The following is an 18,181-nucleotide window of genomic DNA, read 5'->3' on the forward strand; positions in this document are numbered from 1 at the left end:
GCCTATGCGGCCAAGCGGTGTTGCAGCTCTTCCATCAAATCCAGCCCATCGCGCAATGACACGTAGGCGGCGTTGATCAAGCGATAGAAGTCTTTGTCGTTGAGATCGCGCAGGGTGATCGAGGTGAGGGTTTCCAGCAGATCGGTGCCGATGCGGATTCGGCGACAGGCGGTTTCATGGAGAAAATGGGTGGGTGCGAGGATGTTGTAGGCCAGAACGCAGACGGGGGTTGGGTTGGTGCTCAGTGGTCGATAAGGAGTCATAGCGATCGCTCTCAAAAAATAGTTTTTTTGGGTCGTGATTAGGATCGCCAAATCCTGTCGCCGATGTGCGGCGACGTGTCGAACTATAGGGGGGCGTTTCGGTGTTCGCAACCGAGCGGACGAGCTTCGGAATTTTCTTCAGGCCTATTAGCCCATTCGTACGCCGAAAGCCTGGATAGCCTTGGGTACGAAGGATTCAGGCATTCTGCGAACTGTCAGAATTTTTACACCCTCCGCCCCTTCCTCAGCAGCACATCCAGCTGATCCACCACCTCCGCCCAGTCGGAATCATCGAGGATGTCCTCGCGCAGGAAATCCGCCTGACTCTTGGTCCAGAAAAACGCGTCGGCCAGATGCAGTTCGGGTTTGAGCGGTGAGTGGGTGGCGATGAATTTGTCGATGCTTTCGGCGTCGTCGGGCAGGCCGAGTTGTTTGAACAGGTTGGGGAGGCTGTGGGTAGGTGATTCCATGGGAATTGGCTCCTGAATTCTAGAGGGTCGGGGGGACTGCTTCGCAGTCCATCGCGGGCAAGCCACGCTCCCACAACACGGCGGTTTCCTGTGGGAGCGCGGCTTGCCCGCGATGGCGGCGGTGCCTTCACCGCCAATAGTGGCTACTGACTCAGCTCGCAGACCTCGGCGTGGGGCACCATTTTCAGGTACTGGTCCATGCTCAAGTGCACGAGGTTGTTGTGGTTGCCGGCTTCGACATAGATCTCTTTCTGACGGGTCAGCATCGGGTCGATGACCATGTCCAGGCCATAGGATTCGCCCAGAGCCGGAACGGCGCCGCGTTCACAGTCGTTGAACAGGTGGGCTAGGGTGCTTTCGCGGGTGACTTGCCATTCACCGCTGCCACGCACTTTGGTCAGGTCCAGATGTCGGCTGGCTGGCAACACAGCCATCAGGTAGTGGCCGTGGTGGTCGTCGAGGATCACCGATTTCGCCACGCGCTCAGCGGGAATGCCCGCCACCCGGGCGGTTTCCAGGCTGCTGGCCGAATGCGGGTGAGAGACTACGTCAAATTCGCAGTGCGCCTCTTCCAGGCTGCGCTGCACGGTTCTTGCCATACGCATGATGCACCTCGGTGTCCGTCGCAAGGCGGGCGGACGATAATTAAACAGGTTGGCGTCTCCTCTAAAGTCTAGGCCTGCTGCCGGTACCCGTTGATAAATCTGCTCACTGGAAACTCGCAAAAATTGATCAAGAATCATCCAGCCAAAGGCTCAACTAGACTATAAGCAGGGCCACCGTGTGGCTCGCAGACGGATGACTCTCCTGGAGGGTCAAGTGAACACTCGCTGGTGGTGTGCAGTTGCGTTGTTGTTGGGTTTGAGCGGATCGGCTTTCGCGACAGACACGGTTGTGGTGGTCGTCCCCAACCCGCTTGGCGTCTGGCTGATGATGGTGGGTATCGCGCTGCTGGTGGCGGAGGTGGTGCTGCCCAATTACGGTGTGGTCGGACTGGGCGGCATCACGATGTTCGTGATCGGCGCGGTGATGGTGAGCAATGCCGATGTCCCTACGCCCCTGATCATCGGTCTTGGACTGATCAGCGCCCTGCTGTTGATCGCCCTGCTGTTCCACGCGCTGAAAACCCGACCGCGCCATATTGTCAGTGGCGATGCCGGGCTGCTGGGCAGCATCACGCAGGTGACCGCGTTGCAGGGTCACAACACGCACAAGGGCTGGGTGCATTTGCAAGGTGAACGCTGGCAAGTGCACTGCAAGACACCCTTGCATTCCGGGCAACGGGTGCGAGTGGTGGCACGCAAGGGAACGCTGCTGGAAGTGGCCGCGACTGACGCGGCGCCGCAAGGAGAATGATCATGGGTCTGCAACTGGGTTTTGCCGCGCTGTTGGTGTTGCTGATTGCACTGGCAGGGTCGACCTTCCGCATCCTGCGCGAATATGAGCGCGGGGTGGTGTTCCAGCTCGGACGCTTCTGGCAGGTCAAGGGCCCGGGGCTGATCCTGTTGATTCCGGTGGTGCAGCAAATGGTTCGGGTCGATCTGCGGACCGTGGTGCTCGACGTACCGCCGCAAGACGTGATCACCCGCGACAACGTCTCGGTGAAGGTCAACGCGGTGCTGTACTTCCGCGTGCTCGACTCGCAGAAAGCGATCATCCAGGTCGAAGACTTCCTCATGGCCACCAGCCAACTGGCGCAAACCACCTTGCGGGCAGTGCTCGGTAAACATGAACTGGACGAATTGCTGGCCGAACGCGAACGCTTGAACTTCGACATCCAGCAAGTGCTGGACGCCCAGACGGATGCCTGGGGGATCAAGGTCGCCAACGTCGAGATCAAGCATGTCGACCTCAATGAGTCGATGATCCGCGCGATCGCCAAACAGGCCGAAGCCGAACGTGAACGGCGGGCGAAAGTGATCCACGCGGAAGGTGAATTGCAGGCCTCGGAAAAACTCATGCAAGCCGCCGAAATGCTCGGTCGCCAACCCGGCGCCATGCAGTTGCGTTACATGCAGACCTTGAGTTTGATTGCCGGCGACAAGAGTTCGACCATTGTCTTTCCGTTGCCGATCGAGTTGCTCAAGGGCATGGCGGATTTGTCGTCGAAGAGCTGAGCGAATGATGCTGAAGGAAAATGACGCTCATCCCTGTAGCAGCTGCCGCAGGCTGCGTTCGAGTGCGCAGCGCTCGCAATCCGATGTACTCGGTCTACCTGAACGAACGTTTACGACCGCTGCGCGGCCGAACGCAGCCTGCGGCAGCTGCTACAGGGGATAGGCGGTGAGCCTTGATTTCTCCAGCGTCTCGTAAGGCCCATGCGCCCAACACTCAACGCGTTCTCTGAGCAGTGTCGAGGCTTCTCGTTGCTTGCCTTCGCCGTCAGCCACGAACGTCTCGCTCGGTTGTTTGGCGTACTGGTTTACGGCGCCGAACACCAGCGTCTGTTGCTCGGCACTCAGCGCAAAAAACCTGGCCAAACGCCCCTCCATGGCGCCCGGCAACTCACGGTAATTGACCGCCAGCCCGTTAAATTCGCGGCAATGTTCAGCGCCCAAGTGCAGCAACCGGCCCACGCGTCGGGCGATGAAGCTTTCTTGTCCATCGAATGCTGCCCCATCGTCCAGCGCGCTGACGCCAATCATCCCCGGCACCATGTGCATACCCGGCCGGCGCAGGTGAGACACGGCGATTTCCAGCGGATCTCGGTAGACAAACAGCCAGGGCGTTTCAGGAAAACACGCGCGCAACCGCTCCAGTTCGCCAATATTCCAGGCGTCCAGCTTGATCACCAGCCGTTGTTCCACACCTCGGCGCGGCTGGCCGTAGGCCGAGAGCAATCCGCGAATCGCCGCGTTGCGTTCTGCAGGCGGCAGCGCGCTGCGCAGCAAGGTATCCAGCGGTGGCGGTTCGGAAATGACGATGTAGTTGTCGAGTTGCGCCAGCATCTGGCTGATCAGCGTCGAGCCGCAGCGCGAGGCGTGAAAAATGAACGCACTCGGCGCCAGTCCCGGGCTGATCGTCTGCCAATCACTCAGCGTGCTCAGCGGTGTTTGACGGCGGAAGGCCTGGTTGAACGGCAGGCGCAGCGCCTCCTCCACCGCATCGCGGAAAAACGGCTGACGCAACGGCTGATCACCGAACCAGCACCAATCGACCCGCCACTCCCCGGCCTGTTGCCAGACGCGGATCGGCAACCAGCCGTCGAAGTTCAGGCGCTCCATTGTTCATTCCACTGACGACGGCCATTGCGCATCGCCGCACGCAACTCTTCACGAGAGAACGCCAGGCCGCGCTCGGCAGCCAGCCTCAGGGTGGTGGCGATAAAGGCTTCGTTGTCGGTCACACCCTGCAAGGTCTTGCAGAGCTGCGGATCGCTTTCCAGCAGCCGTCGAAACTGTGCCAGAGCTTGCGCTGCATGACCGACACCAGGCGCCGGCGTGGTTGAAACGCCCTCGACAATCGCCAGTTCCAACCAAGGGTTTGGCCTGCAATCGATCACCAGATGCACCCGCTCGCAGCGGTCGCGATTGTCGACACTGTGGGGCCGCGACAAGTCGAGAAACCAGCATTCGCCGGCCTCCATCGGCATCCGTGAACCGTCGAGCAGAAAGTCGACGTTGGGCGGGCTGAGCAACGGAATGTGCAGCCGCAGATCGGCCTCTGGTCCCTCAAGATCGTAGTCGCGGTGCTCGTGAATCCGACTGCCGGGCCCCAGTTTCAGCAGCCTTGCCGAGACGATGTCCAACGGTAAATCCTGCAATGCATGCTGCCACCGACCATCGAGCAGCCATGGCGCACGCAACACCGGTTTTCCATGGCCAGGGGATAACTCCGTCAGCGCATCAACCGCGCTGATCAGCGCCACTCCGCTCCAGTCGCCGCTGAAATAGTCGCTGTTGAAATGGCTGTGCCAGTCGCTGTCCTTGATTTGCGCCAATGCCTGCAACAGCAACGGCAGAGGCACCGTCACCGGCAGGCGGGAAAACGCCGGTCGAGTCATCGGTTCGCAAGCACCGCGGATTCGCCGAGCCAGGTCAGTAAGCGGTCGAGGCAGGCGTCCACCGACAGCACGCCGGTGTCGAGCACCAATGCCGCCGACGCGGGTGGCTCGTAAGGTGCGGAGATACCGGTGAAGCCCGGCAGTTCACCGCTGCGCGCACGGGCGTAATGACCTTTCGGATCACGCTGCTCGCAAACGTTGAGCGAAGCGCTGCACCAGACTTCGCGGTAGTCCTCACCCAAGCGCTGGGCGAAGACTTCTCGCAGTTCAACCAACGGCGCAATCATCGCCAAAATCACGATCTGCCCATTCTCCACCAGCAACGCTGCGACCTCGCTGGCGCGGCGGATGTTTTCCTGACGATCCTTGTCGGCAAACCCGAGGTCGCGATTGAGCCCGACCCGCAGTCCATCGCCATCAAGCACCAGGCTGTGCACGCCGCGCTCGAACAAGGCGGCGTGCAGCGCCTGGGCCAAGGTCGACTTGCCTGCCGCCGGTAAACCGGTCAGCAGGATCGCCGCTCCGCGATGGCCGTGGCGCTCCTCGCGTTGCGCCCGACTGACGCTGGCCGTGGGCGCCAGCAGATCACTTGGTCTGGGCATGGGCTGGCGGCACCGTAATATTACCGGCGGCCCACGCATCCTCGCGGCTGGCCAGTGCGGTGGCGATCGACTGCACCTGGGTCGATTGCACCTGGTCCGGCAGCGGGTCGAGCCCGGCACTGGCGAAGATCTGCCCGTAAGCGTTACGCAAATCGGCGTACGACAGGTCGCGGCGCAGGTCGGCTTGCAGGGTGTTCAGTTCGCCCTGGATCAGCTCCAGTTCGCCGATGCCCGCTGCCTGATGACGATTACGCAACTGGCCAAGAATCTGCCCGTCGATATCCGACAACTGCTGGTTGGTCTCGAACTGGCGCAGCGCTTCGCGGTAGTTGGCGTTGGCCACGTAGAGCTGCGCCAGCACCGCGATCGACATCGCCTGACGGCGTGCCTTGGCCACTTCTTCACCGGCCTTGGCCACGTCGATGGCCGCCGGGGCGGAAATCACGTTGAACAGGTTCCAGGTGATTTTTACCCCGTAGTCGGCCCACTTGTCGTTGACCAGAAACGAGTTGCTGTCGTAATGCCCGCCAGCCGAGAGTTCCAGCCCCGGCAGCAGCCGCAGCATGGCTTTGCGGGTTTCGGCGGTGCTGATGCGCGTCTGATAATCCTGCTCGCGCAGTTCCGGACGGCTGGCCAGTGCCTCTTGCTCAAGGCTGGCCATGTCGACCTTGAGCTCCGGGACCGGATAATCCTCTGGCGTCGCCAGCGTCAACTCGGTGCCCATCGGCAGGTTGATCAGAGTCGCCAGTTCGGTTTTCGCCAGCGACAGTGCCCGTCGCTGCTCTTCGAGCTGGCGCGTGGCTTCGATCAGCGAACGTTGGTACCCCAAGGCCTGCACCGGGTCACCAATGCGCTGTTCGCTCATGCTCTGGCTGTTGTTGCGCGCGGCATCGACCCGCGCCATCAGGCTGTCGATCTGCTTGAGCAGGCGTTCAGCGGCCACCGCTCGCCAATAAGCCGAGCGCACGTCCTGAACGATGGTGTTGATGACCTTGCGCCGGCGTTCCTGAACGATCAGCCGTTGATCGCCCTGCTGCTTGGCATTGATGTAGCTGACGCCGAAGTCGAGGACGTTCCAGACCATGGTCAGGTCGGCGACTCTGCGATCGCGGTCCTGGGAGGTCGAGGGTTCGAGGGATTGAGTGCCGGTGCGCACGCTCTGGCTGCTGGAGCCGCTGGTGTTGTTGCGCCCCACGTAACCGGCGTCCAGGGCCATGCGCGGCAGCATGTCGAAGCTGGCGAGGTCGAGCTGGCGCTTGGCCAACGCCTCTTCCATGATTTTCAACCGGCCTTCAAGGTTGTATTTCACCGCACGGGCCATGGCTTGATGCAGTGTCAGTGGGCCGCTAAGGGGCTCCTGATCCTTGTACATGCTCGCCAAATCGCTTCTGGCGCGCTGCTCGCTGACACTGCGTTCAATCGGCTCACTGGTCACCGCACATCCGCTGATTGCAAGCGCCAGCAGGCTGGCGCCGAATAGTTTCTGACTTTTCTTCATCCTTGGACCGCCCCTAGGTACTGCACAATTTCAGGTTTTTAATCAGGCCTGCATTTCGCTGATGCCGACCTGTTGCAACGCTGCAGCCAACGCCTGGATCTGTTGCTTCTCGACGTTTTCAAGTTGTTGAAGTTGTTCGCCCAAGGTCAGTGCGCCATAGACACCGTGCAGGCCTTGAGCGGTATTGCCGCTGTGCTGGATCGACTTGTCGCCGAACGCATTGAACGAACTGTCGCTATTGCTCGACTCATGGCTGAACAGACTCGACAGCGTGCTGCTGCCAAACACCCCGCCATCACCCCCGCCAAAACCCAGGAAGCCGTGAGCGGAACCCTTCCCGCCGCTGTCGCTACTAGTGAACACCTGAGCGATATAGCTTGGGCTCAGTGCCCCGCGGTTGATGAAAATATCCCCCAGTGGACGAATGCCGTCGCCCAATACCCGCTGTTCAAACAGCGGCGCAAAGGTCAGCGGTGAGCCGAGATTTCCGGTCGGCGGTGCGAAGACAATCGGTTGCAACGGCAGGTTCGGAGTACTTTGCGGCAGTGCCGGGTCGCTGACCGAGACCACGACAGCCGGCACCGTGTTGATGGTGAAATTGTTGGAGATCGCGACACTAGCGCCCGCGTTCCCGGCGCGGTCGGTCACGTTGCGGGTGTCCAGCCCGATGAAGTTGGTCGCATCGTTGATGTTGGCCGCCGGGGTCAGGGTGGCGGTCCAGGTCTTGCCGCCATTGCTGCTGCTCAGGTTGGTGAGGGTGCCATTGGCCACGCTGAGGTCGGACAAATCGAAATGCTTCACCGCCTCGCTGAAGGCGAAGGTCACCTGCGAGGTCTGGCCAACGCCCAGGTTCGGGTTGGCGATGACGATGGTCGCGGTGGGACGATCACTGTCCAGGGCGTAGTTGTTGGAGATGGCCAGCCCCGTCCCGGCATTGCCTGCAGCGTCGTTGACATTACTGTTGTCGAGCACAATCAGGTTGGTGGGGTCGGTCACATTCGCCGTCGGCGTGAACGTCGCGGTCCAGGTCTTGCCGCCGTCACTGCTGGCCAGGTGGGACAACGTGCCGTTGGTCACGCTCAGATCGGACAGGTCAAAACCGCTTACCGCTTCGCTGAAGGTGATGGTCACCAGCGAGGTCTGGCCGATGCCCAGCAGCGGCTTGGCAACAACAATGGTCCCGGTGGGCCGATCGGCATCGAGCACGTAGTTGTTGGACAGGGTGACGGTACTGCCTGCGTTACCGGCGCTGTCCTGCACATTGGCGGTATCGAGCACGATCTGGTTGGTGGCATCGTTGATATTCGCGGTCGGCGTCAGGGTCGCGGTCCAGGTCTTGCCACCGTCGCCGCTCAGCAGATTGGACAGCGTGCCATTGGCCACGCTGAGGTCGGACAGATCGAAACCACTGACCGCCTCACTGAAGGTGATAGTCACCTGCGAGGTCTGGCCAATGCCCAGTAGCGGGTTGGCCACCACAATGCTTGCCGTTGGACGTTGCGTGTCGATGGCGTAGTTGTTCGAGTCCGTGGTGCCCACACCAACGTTGCCAGAGGCGTTCTGCACCCCCGTGTTGTCCAGGGTGATCAGGTTGGTGGTGTCGGTGATCGCATTGGTCGGGGTGAAGGTCGCTGTCCAGGTAATGCCACCATCGCTTGAACTGACCGCGCTCAATGTACCGTTGGCAATGGTCAGGTCGGCGTTGGTGAAACCGCTCACCGCCTCGCTGAAGGTGATGGTCACCAGCGAGGTCTCACCGATTTTCAAGGCGTTGTCGGCGACGACGATGGTTGCAGTCGGACGCTGGGTGTCGATGGTGAAGTTGCCCGAGTCGGTGGTGCCGCTGCCCGCGTTGCCGGCCAGGTCAGCCACGCCGGTGTTGGCCAGGGTGATCAGGTTGGTGGTGTCTTTTATGCCATCGGTCGGGGTGAACGTAGCGGTCCAGGTGATGCCGCCGTCGCTGCTGCTGACGTTGGTCAGGGTGCCGTTGGGCACGCTCAGGTCGCTGTTGTCGAACCCCGTCACCGCTTCGGAGAAGGTAATGGTCACCAGCGAAGTCTCGCCCACGACCAGGGTCGGATCGGCGATGACGATGGTCGCGGTCGGCCGCTGGGTGTCGATGGTGAAGTTGTTCGAGTCGGTGCTTCCGCTCCCGGCGTTGCCAGACAGGTCGGCCACGCCGGTGTTGTCCAGAGTGATCAGGTTCGTCGCGTCGGTGATGCTGGCGCTCGGCGTAAAGGTCGCCGTCCAGGTGATCCCACCGTCACTGCTGCTCACGGCGCTGAGGGTGCCGTTGGCGATCGTCAGGTCGGCGTTGGTGAAACCGGTCACCGCCTCGCTGAAGGTGATGGTCACCAGCGAGGTGTCACCGATTTTCAAGGCGTTGTCGGCGACCACGATAGTCGCGGTCGGGCGCTGGGTGTCGATCGCGTAGTTGTTCGAGTCGGTGGTGCCGCTGCCGATGTTACCGGAGCCGTTCTGCACGCCGGTATTGTCCAGAGTGATCAGGTTGGTCGCGTCGGTAATGGCGCTGGTCGGGGTAAAGGTCGCCGTCCAGGTGATGCCGCCATCGCTGCTGCTCACCGCGCTCAGCGTGCCGTTGGCAATCGTCAGGTCGGCGTTGGTGAAGCCGGTCACCGCCTCGCTGAAGGTGATGGTCACCAGCGAGGTGTCACCGATTTTCAAGGCATTGTCCGCCACCACGATCGTCGCCGTTGGACGCACGGTGTCGATGGTGAAGTTGGCGGAATCGGTGGTGCCGCTGCCCGCGTTGCCGGCCAGGTCGGCCACGCCGGTGTTGGCCAGGGTGATCAGGTTGGTGGTGTCTTTTATGCCGGCAGTCGGGGTGAAGGTGGCCGTCCAGGTGATGCCGCCATCGCTGCTGCTGACCGCGGTCAGCGTGCCGTTGGGGATCGTCAGGTCGGCGTTGGTGAAGCCGGTCACCGCCTCGCTGAAGGTGAAGGTCACCAAAGAGGTTTCACCGGCGGCCAGCGTCGGGTCGGCAAACACGATGCTGGCGGTCGGGCGCTGACTATCGATAGCGTAAGTATTGGAATCGGTGGTCGCGGCACCGGCATTACCGGCCAGGTCGGCAATCCCGGTGTTGTCCAAGGTGATCACGTTGCCGCTGTGGGTGACGCCGTTCACCGGCGTCAGTGTGGCGGTCCAGGTGATGCCGCCATCGCTGCTGCTCACCGCGCTCAGCGTACCGTTGTCGATCGTCAGATCGGCGTTGGTGAAACCGGTCACCGCCTCGCTGAAAGTGATGGTCACCAGCGAGGTTTGGCCGATCCCCAGCGCAGTGTCCGTCACCACGATGGTTGCCGTCGGACGCTGGGTGTCGATGGCGAAGTTGTTCGAGTCGGTGGTGCCCGCGCCGACGTTGCCGGAACCGTTCTGCACGCCGGTGTTGTCCAGGGTGATCAGGTTGGTGGCATCGGTAATGGCGCTGGTCGGGGTGAAGGTCGCTGTCCAGGTCACACCGCCATCGCTGCTGCTGACCGCCGTCAGCGTGCCGTTGGCAATCGTCAGGTCGGCGTTGGTAAAGCCGGTCACGGCCTCGCTGAAGGTAATGGTCACCAGTGAGGTGTCGCCGATCTTCAGTGCGTTGTCGGCAACGATGATGGTCGCCGTCGGCCGCACGGTATCGATGGTGAAGTTGGCGGAGCTGGTGGTGCCGCTGCCCGCGTTGCCGGCCAGGTCAGCCACGCCGGCGTTGGCCAGGCTGATCAGGTTGGTCGTGTCGTGGATGCCCGCAGTCGGGGTGAACGTGGCGGTCCAGGTGATGCCGCCGTCACTGCTGCTGACCGCGGTCAGCGTGCCGTTGGGAATCGTCAGGTCGGCGTTGGTGAAACCGGTCACCGCCTCGCTGAAGGTGATGGTCACCAGCGAGGTTTCACCGGCGGCCAGCGTCGAGTCGGCCAGCACAATGGTGGCGGTCGGGCGCTGGGTGTCGATGGCAAAGTTGTTCGAGTCGGTGGTCCCGCTACCGGCGTTGCCGGTCAGATCGGCGATCCCGGTGTTGTCCAGGGTGATCAGGTTGGTCGCGTCGGCGGTGCTGGCGCTAGGGGTAAAGGTCGCGGTCCAGGTGATCCCGCCATCGCTGCTGCTGACGGCGGTCAGTGTGCCATTGGCAATCGTCAGGTCGGCGTTGGTGAAACCGGTCACGGCCTCGCTGAAGGTGATGGTCACCAGCGAGGTTTGGCCGATGGCTAAAGTCGTGTCCGCGACTACGATGGTCGCGGTCGGGCGCTGGGTGTCGATGGCATAGTTGTTGGAGTCGGTGGTGCCGCTGCCGGCGTTGCCCGCCAGGTCCTGTACGCCGGTGTTGTCCAGGGTGATCAGGTTGGTCGCGTCGGTAATGGCGCTGGTCGGGGTAAAGGTCGCCGTCCAGGTGATGCCGCCATCGCTGCTGCTGACCGCGCTCAGGGTGCCGTTGGTAACGGTCAGGTCGGCGTTGGTGAAACCGGTCACCGCTTCGCTGAAGGTAATCGTCACGGGGGCGGTCTGGCCGATGCCCAAGGTGGTCGTGGCAACGATGATGGTCGCGGTCGGACGCTCGGTGTCGACGCTATAGGTATTCGAGCTGGTCGTGCCACTACCGGCATTGCCCGCCAGGTCAGCCACGCCGGCGTTGGCCAGGGTAATCACGTCACCGGTGTTGGAAATCGACGAAGTCGGGGTCAGGGTTGCGGTCCAGGTGATGCCACCGTCGCTGCTGCTGACCGCGCTCAATGTGCCGTCGGCGACCGTCAGGTCGGCATTGGTGAAACCGGTCACCGCCTCGGAGAAGGTGATGGTCACCAACGAGGTTTCACCGATTTTCAAGGCGTTGTCAGCGACCACAATGGTAGCCGTTGGCCGCACAGTGTCGATGGCGTAGTTGTTGGAGTCGGTGGTCCCGCTGCCGGCGTTGCCGGCCAGATCGGCGATCCCGGTGTTGTCCAGGGTAATCAGGTTAGTGGCGTCGGTGGTGCTGGCGCTCGGCGTAAAGGTCGCCGTCCAGGTGATCCCGCCATCACTGCTGCTGACCGCGGTCAAGGTGCCGTTGGCAATCGTCAAATCGGCGTTGGTGAAGCCGGTCACCGCCTCGCTGAAGGTGATGGTCACCAGCGAGGTATCACCAATTTTCAGGGCGTTGTCCGCGACCACGATAGTCGCCGTCGGCCGAACAGTGTCGATCGCATAGTTATTGGAACTGGACGTACCCAGGCCAATATTGCCCACCGTGTTTTGCACACCGGTGTTGTCCAGGGTAATCAGGTTCGTCGCGTCGGTAATGGCGTTGGTCGGGGTAAAAGTCGCCGTCCAGGTCACACCGCCATCGCTGCTGCTCACGGCGGTCAGGGTGCCGTTGGCAATCGTCAGGTCGGCGTTGGTGAAACCGGTCACCGCCTCGGTAAAGGTGATGGTCACCAGCGACGTTTCACCGATTTTCAAGGCATTGTCGGCGACCACGATGGTCGCCGTCGGGTGCGCGGTGTTGATCACGTAATTGCCCGAATCGGTGGTGCCGCTGCCGGCGTTGCCCGCCAGGTCACTGACACCCGAGTTGGTCAGGGTGATCAGGTTGGTGGCATCCGACACTCCGTCAGTCGGGGTGAACGTTGCGGTCCAGGTGATCCCGCCGTCACTGCTGCTCACCGCGCTCAAGGTGCCATTGGCGATGCTCAGGTCGGCGTTGGTGAAGCCGGTCACCGCCTCGCTGAAGGTGATGGTCACCAACGACGTTTCACCGGCCGTGAGGGTGCTGTCGGCGACCACGATGGTCGCGGTCGGGCGCACGGTGTCGATGGCATAGTTGTTCGAATCGGTGGTGCCGCTGCCCGTATTACCGGCCAGATCGGCGATCCCTGTGTTGTCGAGCGTGATCAGGTTAGTGGTGTCGGTGATGCTCGCGGTCGGGGTGAAAGTCCCGGTCCAGGTGATGCCGCCATCACTGCTGCTGACTGCCGTCAGCGTGCCGTTGGCAATCGTCAGGTCGGCGTTGGTGAAACCGCTCACAGCTTCAGAGAACGTGAAGGTGACCAGTGAGGTGTCGCCGATTTTCAGTGCGGTGTCGGTGAACGCAATGGTCGCCGTCGGCCGTACGGTGTCGATGGTGTAATTGTTGGACGTGCTGGTGCCAACCCCGGCTGTGCCCAGCGACACACTCTGGACCCCGGTGTTATCCAGGGTGATCAGGTTAGTGGTGTCAGTAATGGCGTTGGTCGGGGTGAGAGTCGCCGTCCAGGTCACCCCGCCATCGCTGCTGCTCACCGCGCTCAGCGTGCCGTTGGCAATCGTCAGGTCGGCGTTGGTGAAACCGGTCACCGCCTCAGTGAAGGTAATGGTCACCAGCGAAGTCTGGCCGATGTGCAGGGCGCTGTTCGCCACCACGATGGTAGCGCTCGGTGCCGGTGCATAGGCGGTGTTCACGGTGCCGCCGTCGTTGAAGATATTGTTCACGGCCGCCACGCTGGCACCGGTACTACCGCCGCCCAGCGCCGGACCGCCGGAGCCACTGCCACCGACGTTACCGGACAGCGCCGCGAAGTTGGCGGCGGTCATCAATACCGTACCTTTGTTCCAGATCGCACCGACGCCTTTACCGGCCGCACCACCGGAGTCGGCGGAACCGCCCAGGCCACCACCGCCACCACCGCCACCACCGGCGGCGATGTTGCCGGAAATCACCGAGGTGCCGATGACCGTCAGGGTGCCGCTACTGGCGTTGTAAATACCACCGGCAGCCGAAGCCCCGGCCCTGCCGGGCTTGTCCCAACCGGAGCCGCCACCGCCACCGCCGATGGAAATCGTGCCGTTGTTCGCCGTACCGCCCGCACCACCGCTGCTGTAGTTGGCAGCTCCCACGCCGCCCGCGCCACCGCTGCTGCTGCCGCCGCGACCGCCCATGTAGTTGGGGTTGTAGCCGCCACCGTTACCGCCCGTGTTGGCACTACCGCTCGTACCGCCGTACACACCCGTGCCGAAACCGGAGGTGCCACCATGACCGCCGGATTGCCCGCCCAATGCACCGCCACCGCCGCCACCGCCACCGACCGCGCCACCGACGTAAGGTGAGGTAACCCCGCCACCGCCACCGCCGCCCGAAGCGGCGTTGCTGGTCACGGTGACATTCTTGAGAGTCAGGTTGCCGGAGTTGAAAATACCGCCGCCCATGGACGCCGTGCCGTCCGTACCGGCGGCAGCACCATTGCCGGTCACCAGGCCTTGCTTGATGATCAGCCCGTCGAAGGTCGCAGTGACCCCGGAAGCGACCTGAACCACCCGGGTCTTGTACTGACCGTTGAGGGTCACATCGGCAATGCCGTCGTGGTTCAGGTCACCTTCCAGCGTGACGTTCTTGGTGATGGTCAGTTGCGAATTCAGATTGACCGTCATGGTGGTGCTGAACGTCACCGTGTCACCCCCCGTGGCATCGCTCAGCGCCTGACGCAATGAGCCGACCCCACTGTCACCGTTGTTGGTGACCGTCAGGGTCGCCAGGCTGTACTGATACGCAGCCATGGACTGGGCCGACAGCACGTTATGGCTCTCGATGGTTCCGGTGGCGATTTCCAGATCCCAGTCACCGCTCACGCCGGTACGGTTGTTCGACGCGGCGATATCGCGCCCGGTAAGTTGCGCCAGCGAGTCGACAAAGCTGATGCCCTTGTCACCTGCGGCGGTGTTGCAGGCGTAGATCAGAATGTCGCCGCCGACGTTCATGTCATTGCCGATGCGCGCCAGCACCGCGCTGCGAGCCGCCACGTTATCGGCCGACAGGTAAGTGTCGCCCAGCCACAAGTCGCCGCTATTGCCGTGGGCGATGATTTCCACGGTACTCACGCCGTGGTGGGTATCCAGATAATCGGCGATCTGTTGCAAGCCGTCCTTGGTTGCGTCGAGCTGGACCACCTGGGTGCCGGGCGCCACGCCTTTGAGCAGGCTATCGGCGTCCTTGATGCGCGAATCGACGAACACCACGCTCTGACCGGGCACGGCGGTGGGCGTTGCAGCGGGCGCGGGCGTGGCCGCTGACGTGTTGTCGGCCTGGCCGTGGGTGTCCTTGCTGGCCACCGGGTGGTCGGCAACCGGTGCCTTGGCAGCGTCCGCCGTGGCGTGGCTGTCAGCTTGGGCGGCGGTATCGGCAACCGTGGCCGCCACTGCGCCGTCGAACAGCATTCGCGGTTCCAGGGACATGATCATTGGCGATGCCAGGACGCGTACGCCCTCCGTGACCTGCGACTTGCCTTTGCTCCACCACATGCTGCTCACCCGGACTCGAACTTTTATTACCGCGCAAATAAAAAACGCCGTGATCAACTGATCGCGGCGTCGGCTTTCATGCGAATAACATTGGCAGCACTGGCTGAGCCATCGTGCCAAAAGGACAATTCTGCGTATTTTTCGAACAGGTCCGGCGGCAGGATCGTGCGCCGAGGCTCCAGTGCGACGGTGCGCTTGACCTTGTGCAGCCCCGATACCCCGAGCGCCTGATCGAATTCCGGCGCGTCATAGGCGAGGTTGTTGAAATCGTGCTCGAACCAGGGTTCACCGATGAAGTCGTAGATCAACCGCATGACCCGGTCAGGGGCCTGGCTCAGCAGGTCGTAATCGACGATCAGCAGCGAGTCGGCGTTTTCGCCGTAATAAGCCTCTTTCAACGCCGTCCAGGCAAACCCCACCAGACGATTGCGCTGCGCCAGGGTTTCGCAACGGCTGTAAACGGTATTGCGCTCGATTTCGTCATTGAACAGCTTGGTGTTCTCGAACGGATTGGCGCGGTACAGACGCTCGAGGCTGTCCATCACCCAGGCGACATTGCGCACACAGGCAATGGTTTTGGCCTCGGGAAACAGCTCCCGTAGCGCAGGCTGACGCGAGCACCATTGGCGATTGGTATCGAAGATAACGGGTGTATCTGCCTGATCGGCATAGAAGGAGTCGAACAGACCGCGCAATAGACGACGGCGGAGCGGGGTATCGATCACCGCGCCAAATTCGCTGCCGGCACTGCATTGCTCCAGAACGCTGGTGAACAGCGATCCGACGGGGCTGGTCATGCCGGCATGAAAACGCGGGTTCTGCAACAGAATCGCAGAAAGCAGGGTCGAGCCTGAGCGGGGCAAACCGGAGATAAAGTGGAACTTTTGCAATCCCTTCACCGTAGTCGTCAGTCCTTTGTAGGACAAAGCGTAGCCTACGATTTTGGATCCGACTAGTGGTGTTTTGATATCAAATTGGAACTAAAACCTTGTGGAAGGTGTGGTTGTAACGAAAGCGGACAGAGTGAAACGTTTAAGCTGGTAACTGCCTTGCAAATGCCGCCTTACCGGCGATGACCGTGGGTATCACCACGCCCGTAGCAGCTGTCGAGCCTGCGAGGCTGCGTTCGGCCGCGAAGCGGTCGTGAATCAGGCAATGCGTTCCTTCCAGCAAACCACATATGCAGGATTTGCGAGGACTTCGTCCTCGAACGCAGCCTCGCAGGCTCGGCAGCTGCTACGGACGTGGGCGCAAGCATCGCAACCTGGCGCTGGACAACAAATACCTGATCTAGCCGATCGAGTATGGTCTTCAGCTATAAGCGTGCTCTAACCCGTTATTTTTTAGGGCTGTTGATGACAAACAACCGCGCCCGCGCATTTCCGGCGACTTTTTCGCTGATCTTCTGCCAATCGGCGGGCAATGGTGCGAATTCATCAGGTTGGTCAGCGGTGCTGAACAACCACACACGGTGCGTTTCGGGCGGCAGGTCGGTGAGCCGATCGAGGTAAATCTTGTCGGCGGCTTCCTCTACCAGCGTACCGAAACCGTAGGCATTCGGGCGGCTGGACGTGCCGTTGGCCAAGGGCGGAGTAAAGAGCCGTGGCTGGACGACGGTGCGATCGTAGTAGACGTACGGCATGTACCAGAGCAGATCACTGATGACGACCTGATCACCCTGCTCGTAATGCTGATTGATGAACTCCACCGTCAGATTGAGCTGGTCATTTGGATCGGCCGTCGCGTTGTTTTTCAGGCCCACCCCTTCAATACCGATAAACAGCATGAGAAATGCCAGGGCCAGCATCCGAGCCCCTTTTTTCAGGCCATCGACGCTCAGGGCCATGATCAATGGCAACCCCAGCGCGAAGGCTGTCACGTAGCGTTCGATAAACACCGGCGAAATGAACGACACCAGGAAAACCAGCACCAGCGGCACCACCGCATAAATCGCCAGCAAGGCACTCCAGCGGTAGACGCTACGATCACGCAGCACCGTCAACACGATCACAGCCAGCAACAGCACCGGCAGTGCGAAAAACACCGACCTGGGCAGGAAGTCATCATCGCTCTGGATCATGAAGGTCCAGACCATGGACGGCAGGGAGCTGAGAGTGACCGGATCTTCCCAGCCCACATCGCCGCTGGCCTTGAGTTCCGGCATGTGCTGAACCAGGCTCAGCAACTGCGGGACCCACGGCAGAAACAGCAGCACGATCGCCGCATTCGTCAGCCACCAGCCCGGGCGGTTGATGTGCCGCAACCGCTCACCTGGCTGCACCCGCAGTACCAGCAGGTACAACCAATGGGCAATCACGCACAGGGCCGTGAAGTAGTGGGTGTAAAACGCCGCCGCCATCAACAGCGCATAGATCACCAGATACCGTGCGCGCTGGGGCTGCTTGATCCAATACACCAGTGCAATCGTTGCGCCGAGCAGCAACACGCCCAGCAGCGAATACATCCGCACTTCCTGGCTGTAACGCACCGCCGAGGGGAATAGCGCCAGCAACAACCCGGCCAGCAACGCCACCCGCGGGTTGGCGATCAACCGTACCAACCAGACACCCATTGCGACCGTGGCGATCCCCGGCAGGGCACTGAGGCCGCGGATCGAGAGCATGCTGTCGCCAAACAATTCGATCCAGCCGTGCAGCACCATGAAGTAGAGCGGTGGATGCACATCACGGGCCGCGTGAAACCAGATCCCGGCCAGGTCGTACTGGCTCATCAGCAGGCTGGAGCCTTCATCGCCCCAAATCGCGGCCGCTGTCAGGTCGTAAAACCGCACGAACGCCGCCAACAGCAAAATTGGCCAGATCCCGTAATCGGTCAGCCATTGAAACAGACGCGCCGAGGCCGTCAGCCGAGTGCGCGCAGCACACGCATCAGGCTTGCCGGCAAGCTCTGTTTCTCTTCGGTATTCCATCTGTCCCCCTGGGTGATCGAAAAGGTCCTATAAGGCTTGGACCTTGATTTGGGTGTGGATGCTGCCCCATTCCCTGCACGCACGCAATGTAGCGGCATTCGTCTTAGCGGCTACGCTGATCGGTGGTCGGCGGACACGCCGGCCTCCTCCAAAAAACACAGGGATA

The 18,181-nt window shown here is 61.6% G+C and carries 12 protein-coding genes; 2 read left to right on the top strand and 10 right to left on the bottom strand.

Translation table 11 applies throughout. The features are described 5' to 3' along the window. Positions 1 to 2: 2 nt before the first annotated feature. From AC1DIG_RS15200 to AC1DIG_RS15210, 3 genes are all read right to left on the bottom strand, one after another. Positions 3 to 263: a hypothetical protein gene (locus tag AC1DIG_RS15200; protein WP_477767949.1), complete on the bottom strand. Its 261-nt coding sequence runs from the start codon at positions 261 to 263 to the stop codon at positions 3 to 5. 224 nt (positions 264 to 487) lie between these two features. Continuing rightward, complete coding sequence (locus AC1DIG_RS15205) at positions 488 to 733, bottom strand: DUF2789 domain-containing protein (RefSeq protein WP_477767950.1); 246 nt, start codon at positions 731 to 733, stop codon at positions 488 to 490. 143 nt (positions 734 to 876) lie between these two features. After that, positions 877 to 1,338, bottom strand: a complete 462-nt coding sequence (locus AC1DIG_RS15210; protein ID WP_054595018.1) for an aminoacyl-tRNA deacylase — start codon at positions 1,336 to 1,338, stop codon at positions 877 to 879. Between the two features lie 214 nt (positions 1,339 to 1,552). On the opposite strand from AC1DIG_RS15210, the gene AC1DIG_RS15215 reads away from it, so the two are divergent. Further along, positions 1,553 to 2,089: an NfeD family protein gene (locus tag AC1DIG_RS15215; protein WP_477767951.1), complete on the top strand. Its 537-nt coding sequence runs from the start codon at positions 1,553 to 1,555 to the stop codon at positions 2,087 to 2,089. A 2-nt stretch (positions 2,090 to 2,091) separates the two neighbouring features. After that, positions 2,092 to 2,850, top strand: a complete 759-nt coding sequence (locus AC1DIG_RS15220) for a slipin family protein (protein ID WP_019691145.1) — start codon at positions 2,092 to 2,094, stop codon at positions 2,848 to 2,850. A gap of 150 nt (positions 2,851 to 3,000) precedes the next feature. On the opposite strand, the gene AC1DIG_RS15225 is transcribed toward AC1DIG_RS15220, so the two are convergent. The 7 genes from AC1DIG_RS15225 to AC1DIG_RS15255 all read right to left on the bottom strand — a co-directional run bounded on the left by AC1DIG_RS15225 (position 3,001) and on the right by AC1DIG_RS15255 (position 18,015). Further along, positions 3,001 to 3,957, bottom strand: coding sequence for a sulfotransferase family protein (locus AC1DIG_RS15225; RefSeq protein WP_477767952.1), 957 nt, complete (start codon positions 3,955 to 3,957; stop codon positions 3,001 to 3,003). Further along, positions 3,945 to 4,736: an aspartyl/asparaginyl beta-hydroxylase domain-containing protein gene (locus AC1DIG_RS15230; RefSeq protein ID WP_477767953.1), complete on the bottom strand. Its 792-nt coding sequence runs from the start codon at positions 4,734 to 4,736 to the stop codon at positions 3,945 to 3,947. Before AC1DIG_RS15230 ends, AC1DIG_RS15225 begins: the two co-directional genes overlap by 13 nt. Then, complete coding sequence (gene cysC, locus AC1DIG_RS15235) at positions 4,733 to 5,338, bottom strand: adenylyl-sulfate kinase (RefSeq protein ID WP_477767954.1); 606 nt, start codon at positions 5,336 to 5,338, stop codon at positions 4,733 to 4,735. Before cysC ends, AC1DIG_RS15230 begins: the two co-directional genes overlap by 4 nt. Next, entirely contained in the window at positions 5,322 to 6,836 is a 1,515-nt protein-coding gene (locus AC1DIG_RS15240; RefSeq protein WP_477767955.1) for a TolC family protein, read from the bottom strand. Before AC1DIG_RS15240 ends, cysC begins: the two co-directional genes overlap by 17 nt. 42 nt (positions 6,837 to 6,878) lie before the next feature. Beyond that, complete coding sequence (locus tag AC1DIG_RS15245; protein WP_477767956.1) at positions 6,879 to 15,086, bottom strand: Ig-like domain-containing protein; 8,208 nt, start codon at positions 15,084 to 15,086, stop codon at positions 6,879 to 6,881. 53 nt (positions 15,087 to 15,139) lie between these two features. Continuing rightward, complete coding sequence (locus tag AC1DIG_RS15250) at positions 15,140 to 15,985, bottom strand: sulfotransferase family protein (RefSeq protein WP_477767957.1); 846 nt, start codon at positions 15,983 to 15,985, stop codon at positions 15,140 to 15,142. A gap of 437 nt (positions 15,986 to 16,422) precedes the next feature. Then, a complete protein-coding gene (locus AC1DIG_RS15255) occupies positions 16,423 to 18,015 on the bottom strand; it encodes a glycosyltransferase family 39 protein (RefSeq protein WP_477767958.1) in 1,593 nt (530 codons plus the stop codon). Positions 18,016 to 18,181: the final 166 nt, after the last annotated feature.

Source organism: Pseudomonas sp. 05N431 (genome assembly GCF_056397005.1).

Bases quoted from the DNA above. Each gene is read 5' to 3' on its own strand.
- AC1DIG_RS15255 (WP_477767958.1), bottom strand. From the start codon at position 18,015: ATGGAATACCGAAGAGAAACAGAGCTTGCCGGCAAGCCTGATGCGTGT.
- AC1DIG_RS15230 (WP_477767953.1), bottom strand. From the start codon at position 4,736: ATGACTCGACCGGCGTTTTCCCGCCTGCCGGTGACGGTGCCTCTGCCG.
- AC1DIG_RS15205 (WP_477767950.1), bottom strand. From the start codon at position 733: ATGGAATCACCTACCCACAGCCTCCCCAACCTGTTCAAACAACTCGGC.
- AC1DIG_RS15225 (WP_477767952.1), bottom strand. From the start codon at position 3,957: ATGGAGCGCCTGAACTTCGACGGCTGGTTGCCGATCCGCGTCTGGCAA.
- AC1DIG_RS15240 (WP_477767955.1), bottom strand. From the start codon at position 6,836: ATGAAGAAAAGTCAGAAACTATTCGGCGCCAGCCTGCTGGCGCTTGCA.
- AC1DIG_RS15200 (WP_477767949.1), bottom strand. From the start codon at position 263: ATGACTCCTTATCGACCACTGAGCACCAACCCAACCCCCGTCTGCGTT.
- AC1DIG_RS15220 (WP_019691145.1), top strand. From the start codon at position 2,092: ATGGGTCTGCAACTGGGTTTTGCCGCGCTGTTGGTGTTGCTGATTGCA.
- cysC (WP_477767954.1), bottom strand. From the start codon at position 5,338: ATGCCCAGACCAAGTGATCTGCTGGCGCCCACGGCCAGCGTCAGTCGG.
- AC1DIG_RS15245 (WP_477767956.1), bottom strand. From the start codon at position 15,086: ATGTGGTGGAGCAAAGGCAAGTCGCAGGTCACGGAGGGCGTACGCGTC.
- AC1DIG_RS15210 (WP_054595018.1), bottom strand. From the start codon at position 1,338: ATGCGTATGGCAAGAACCGTGCAGCGCAGCCTGGAAGAGGCGCACTGC.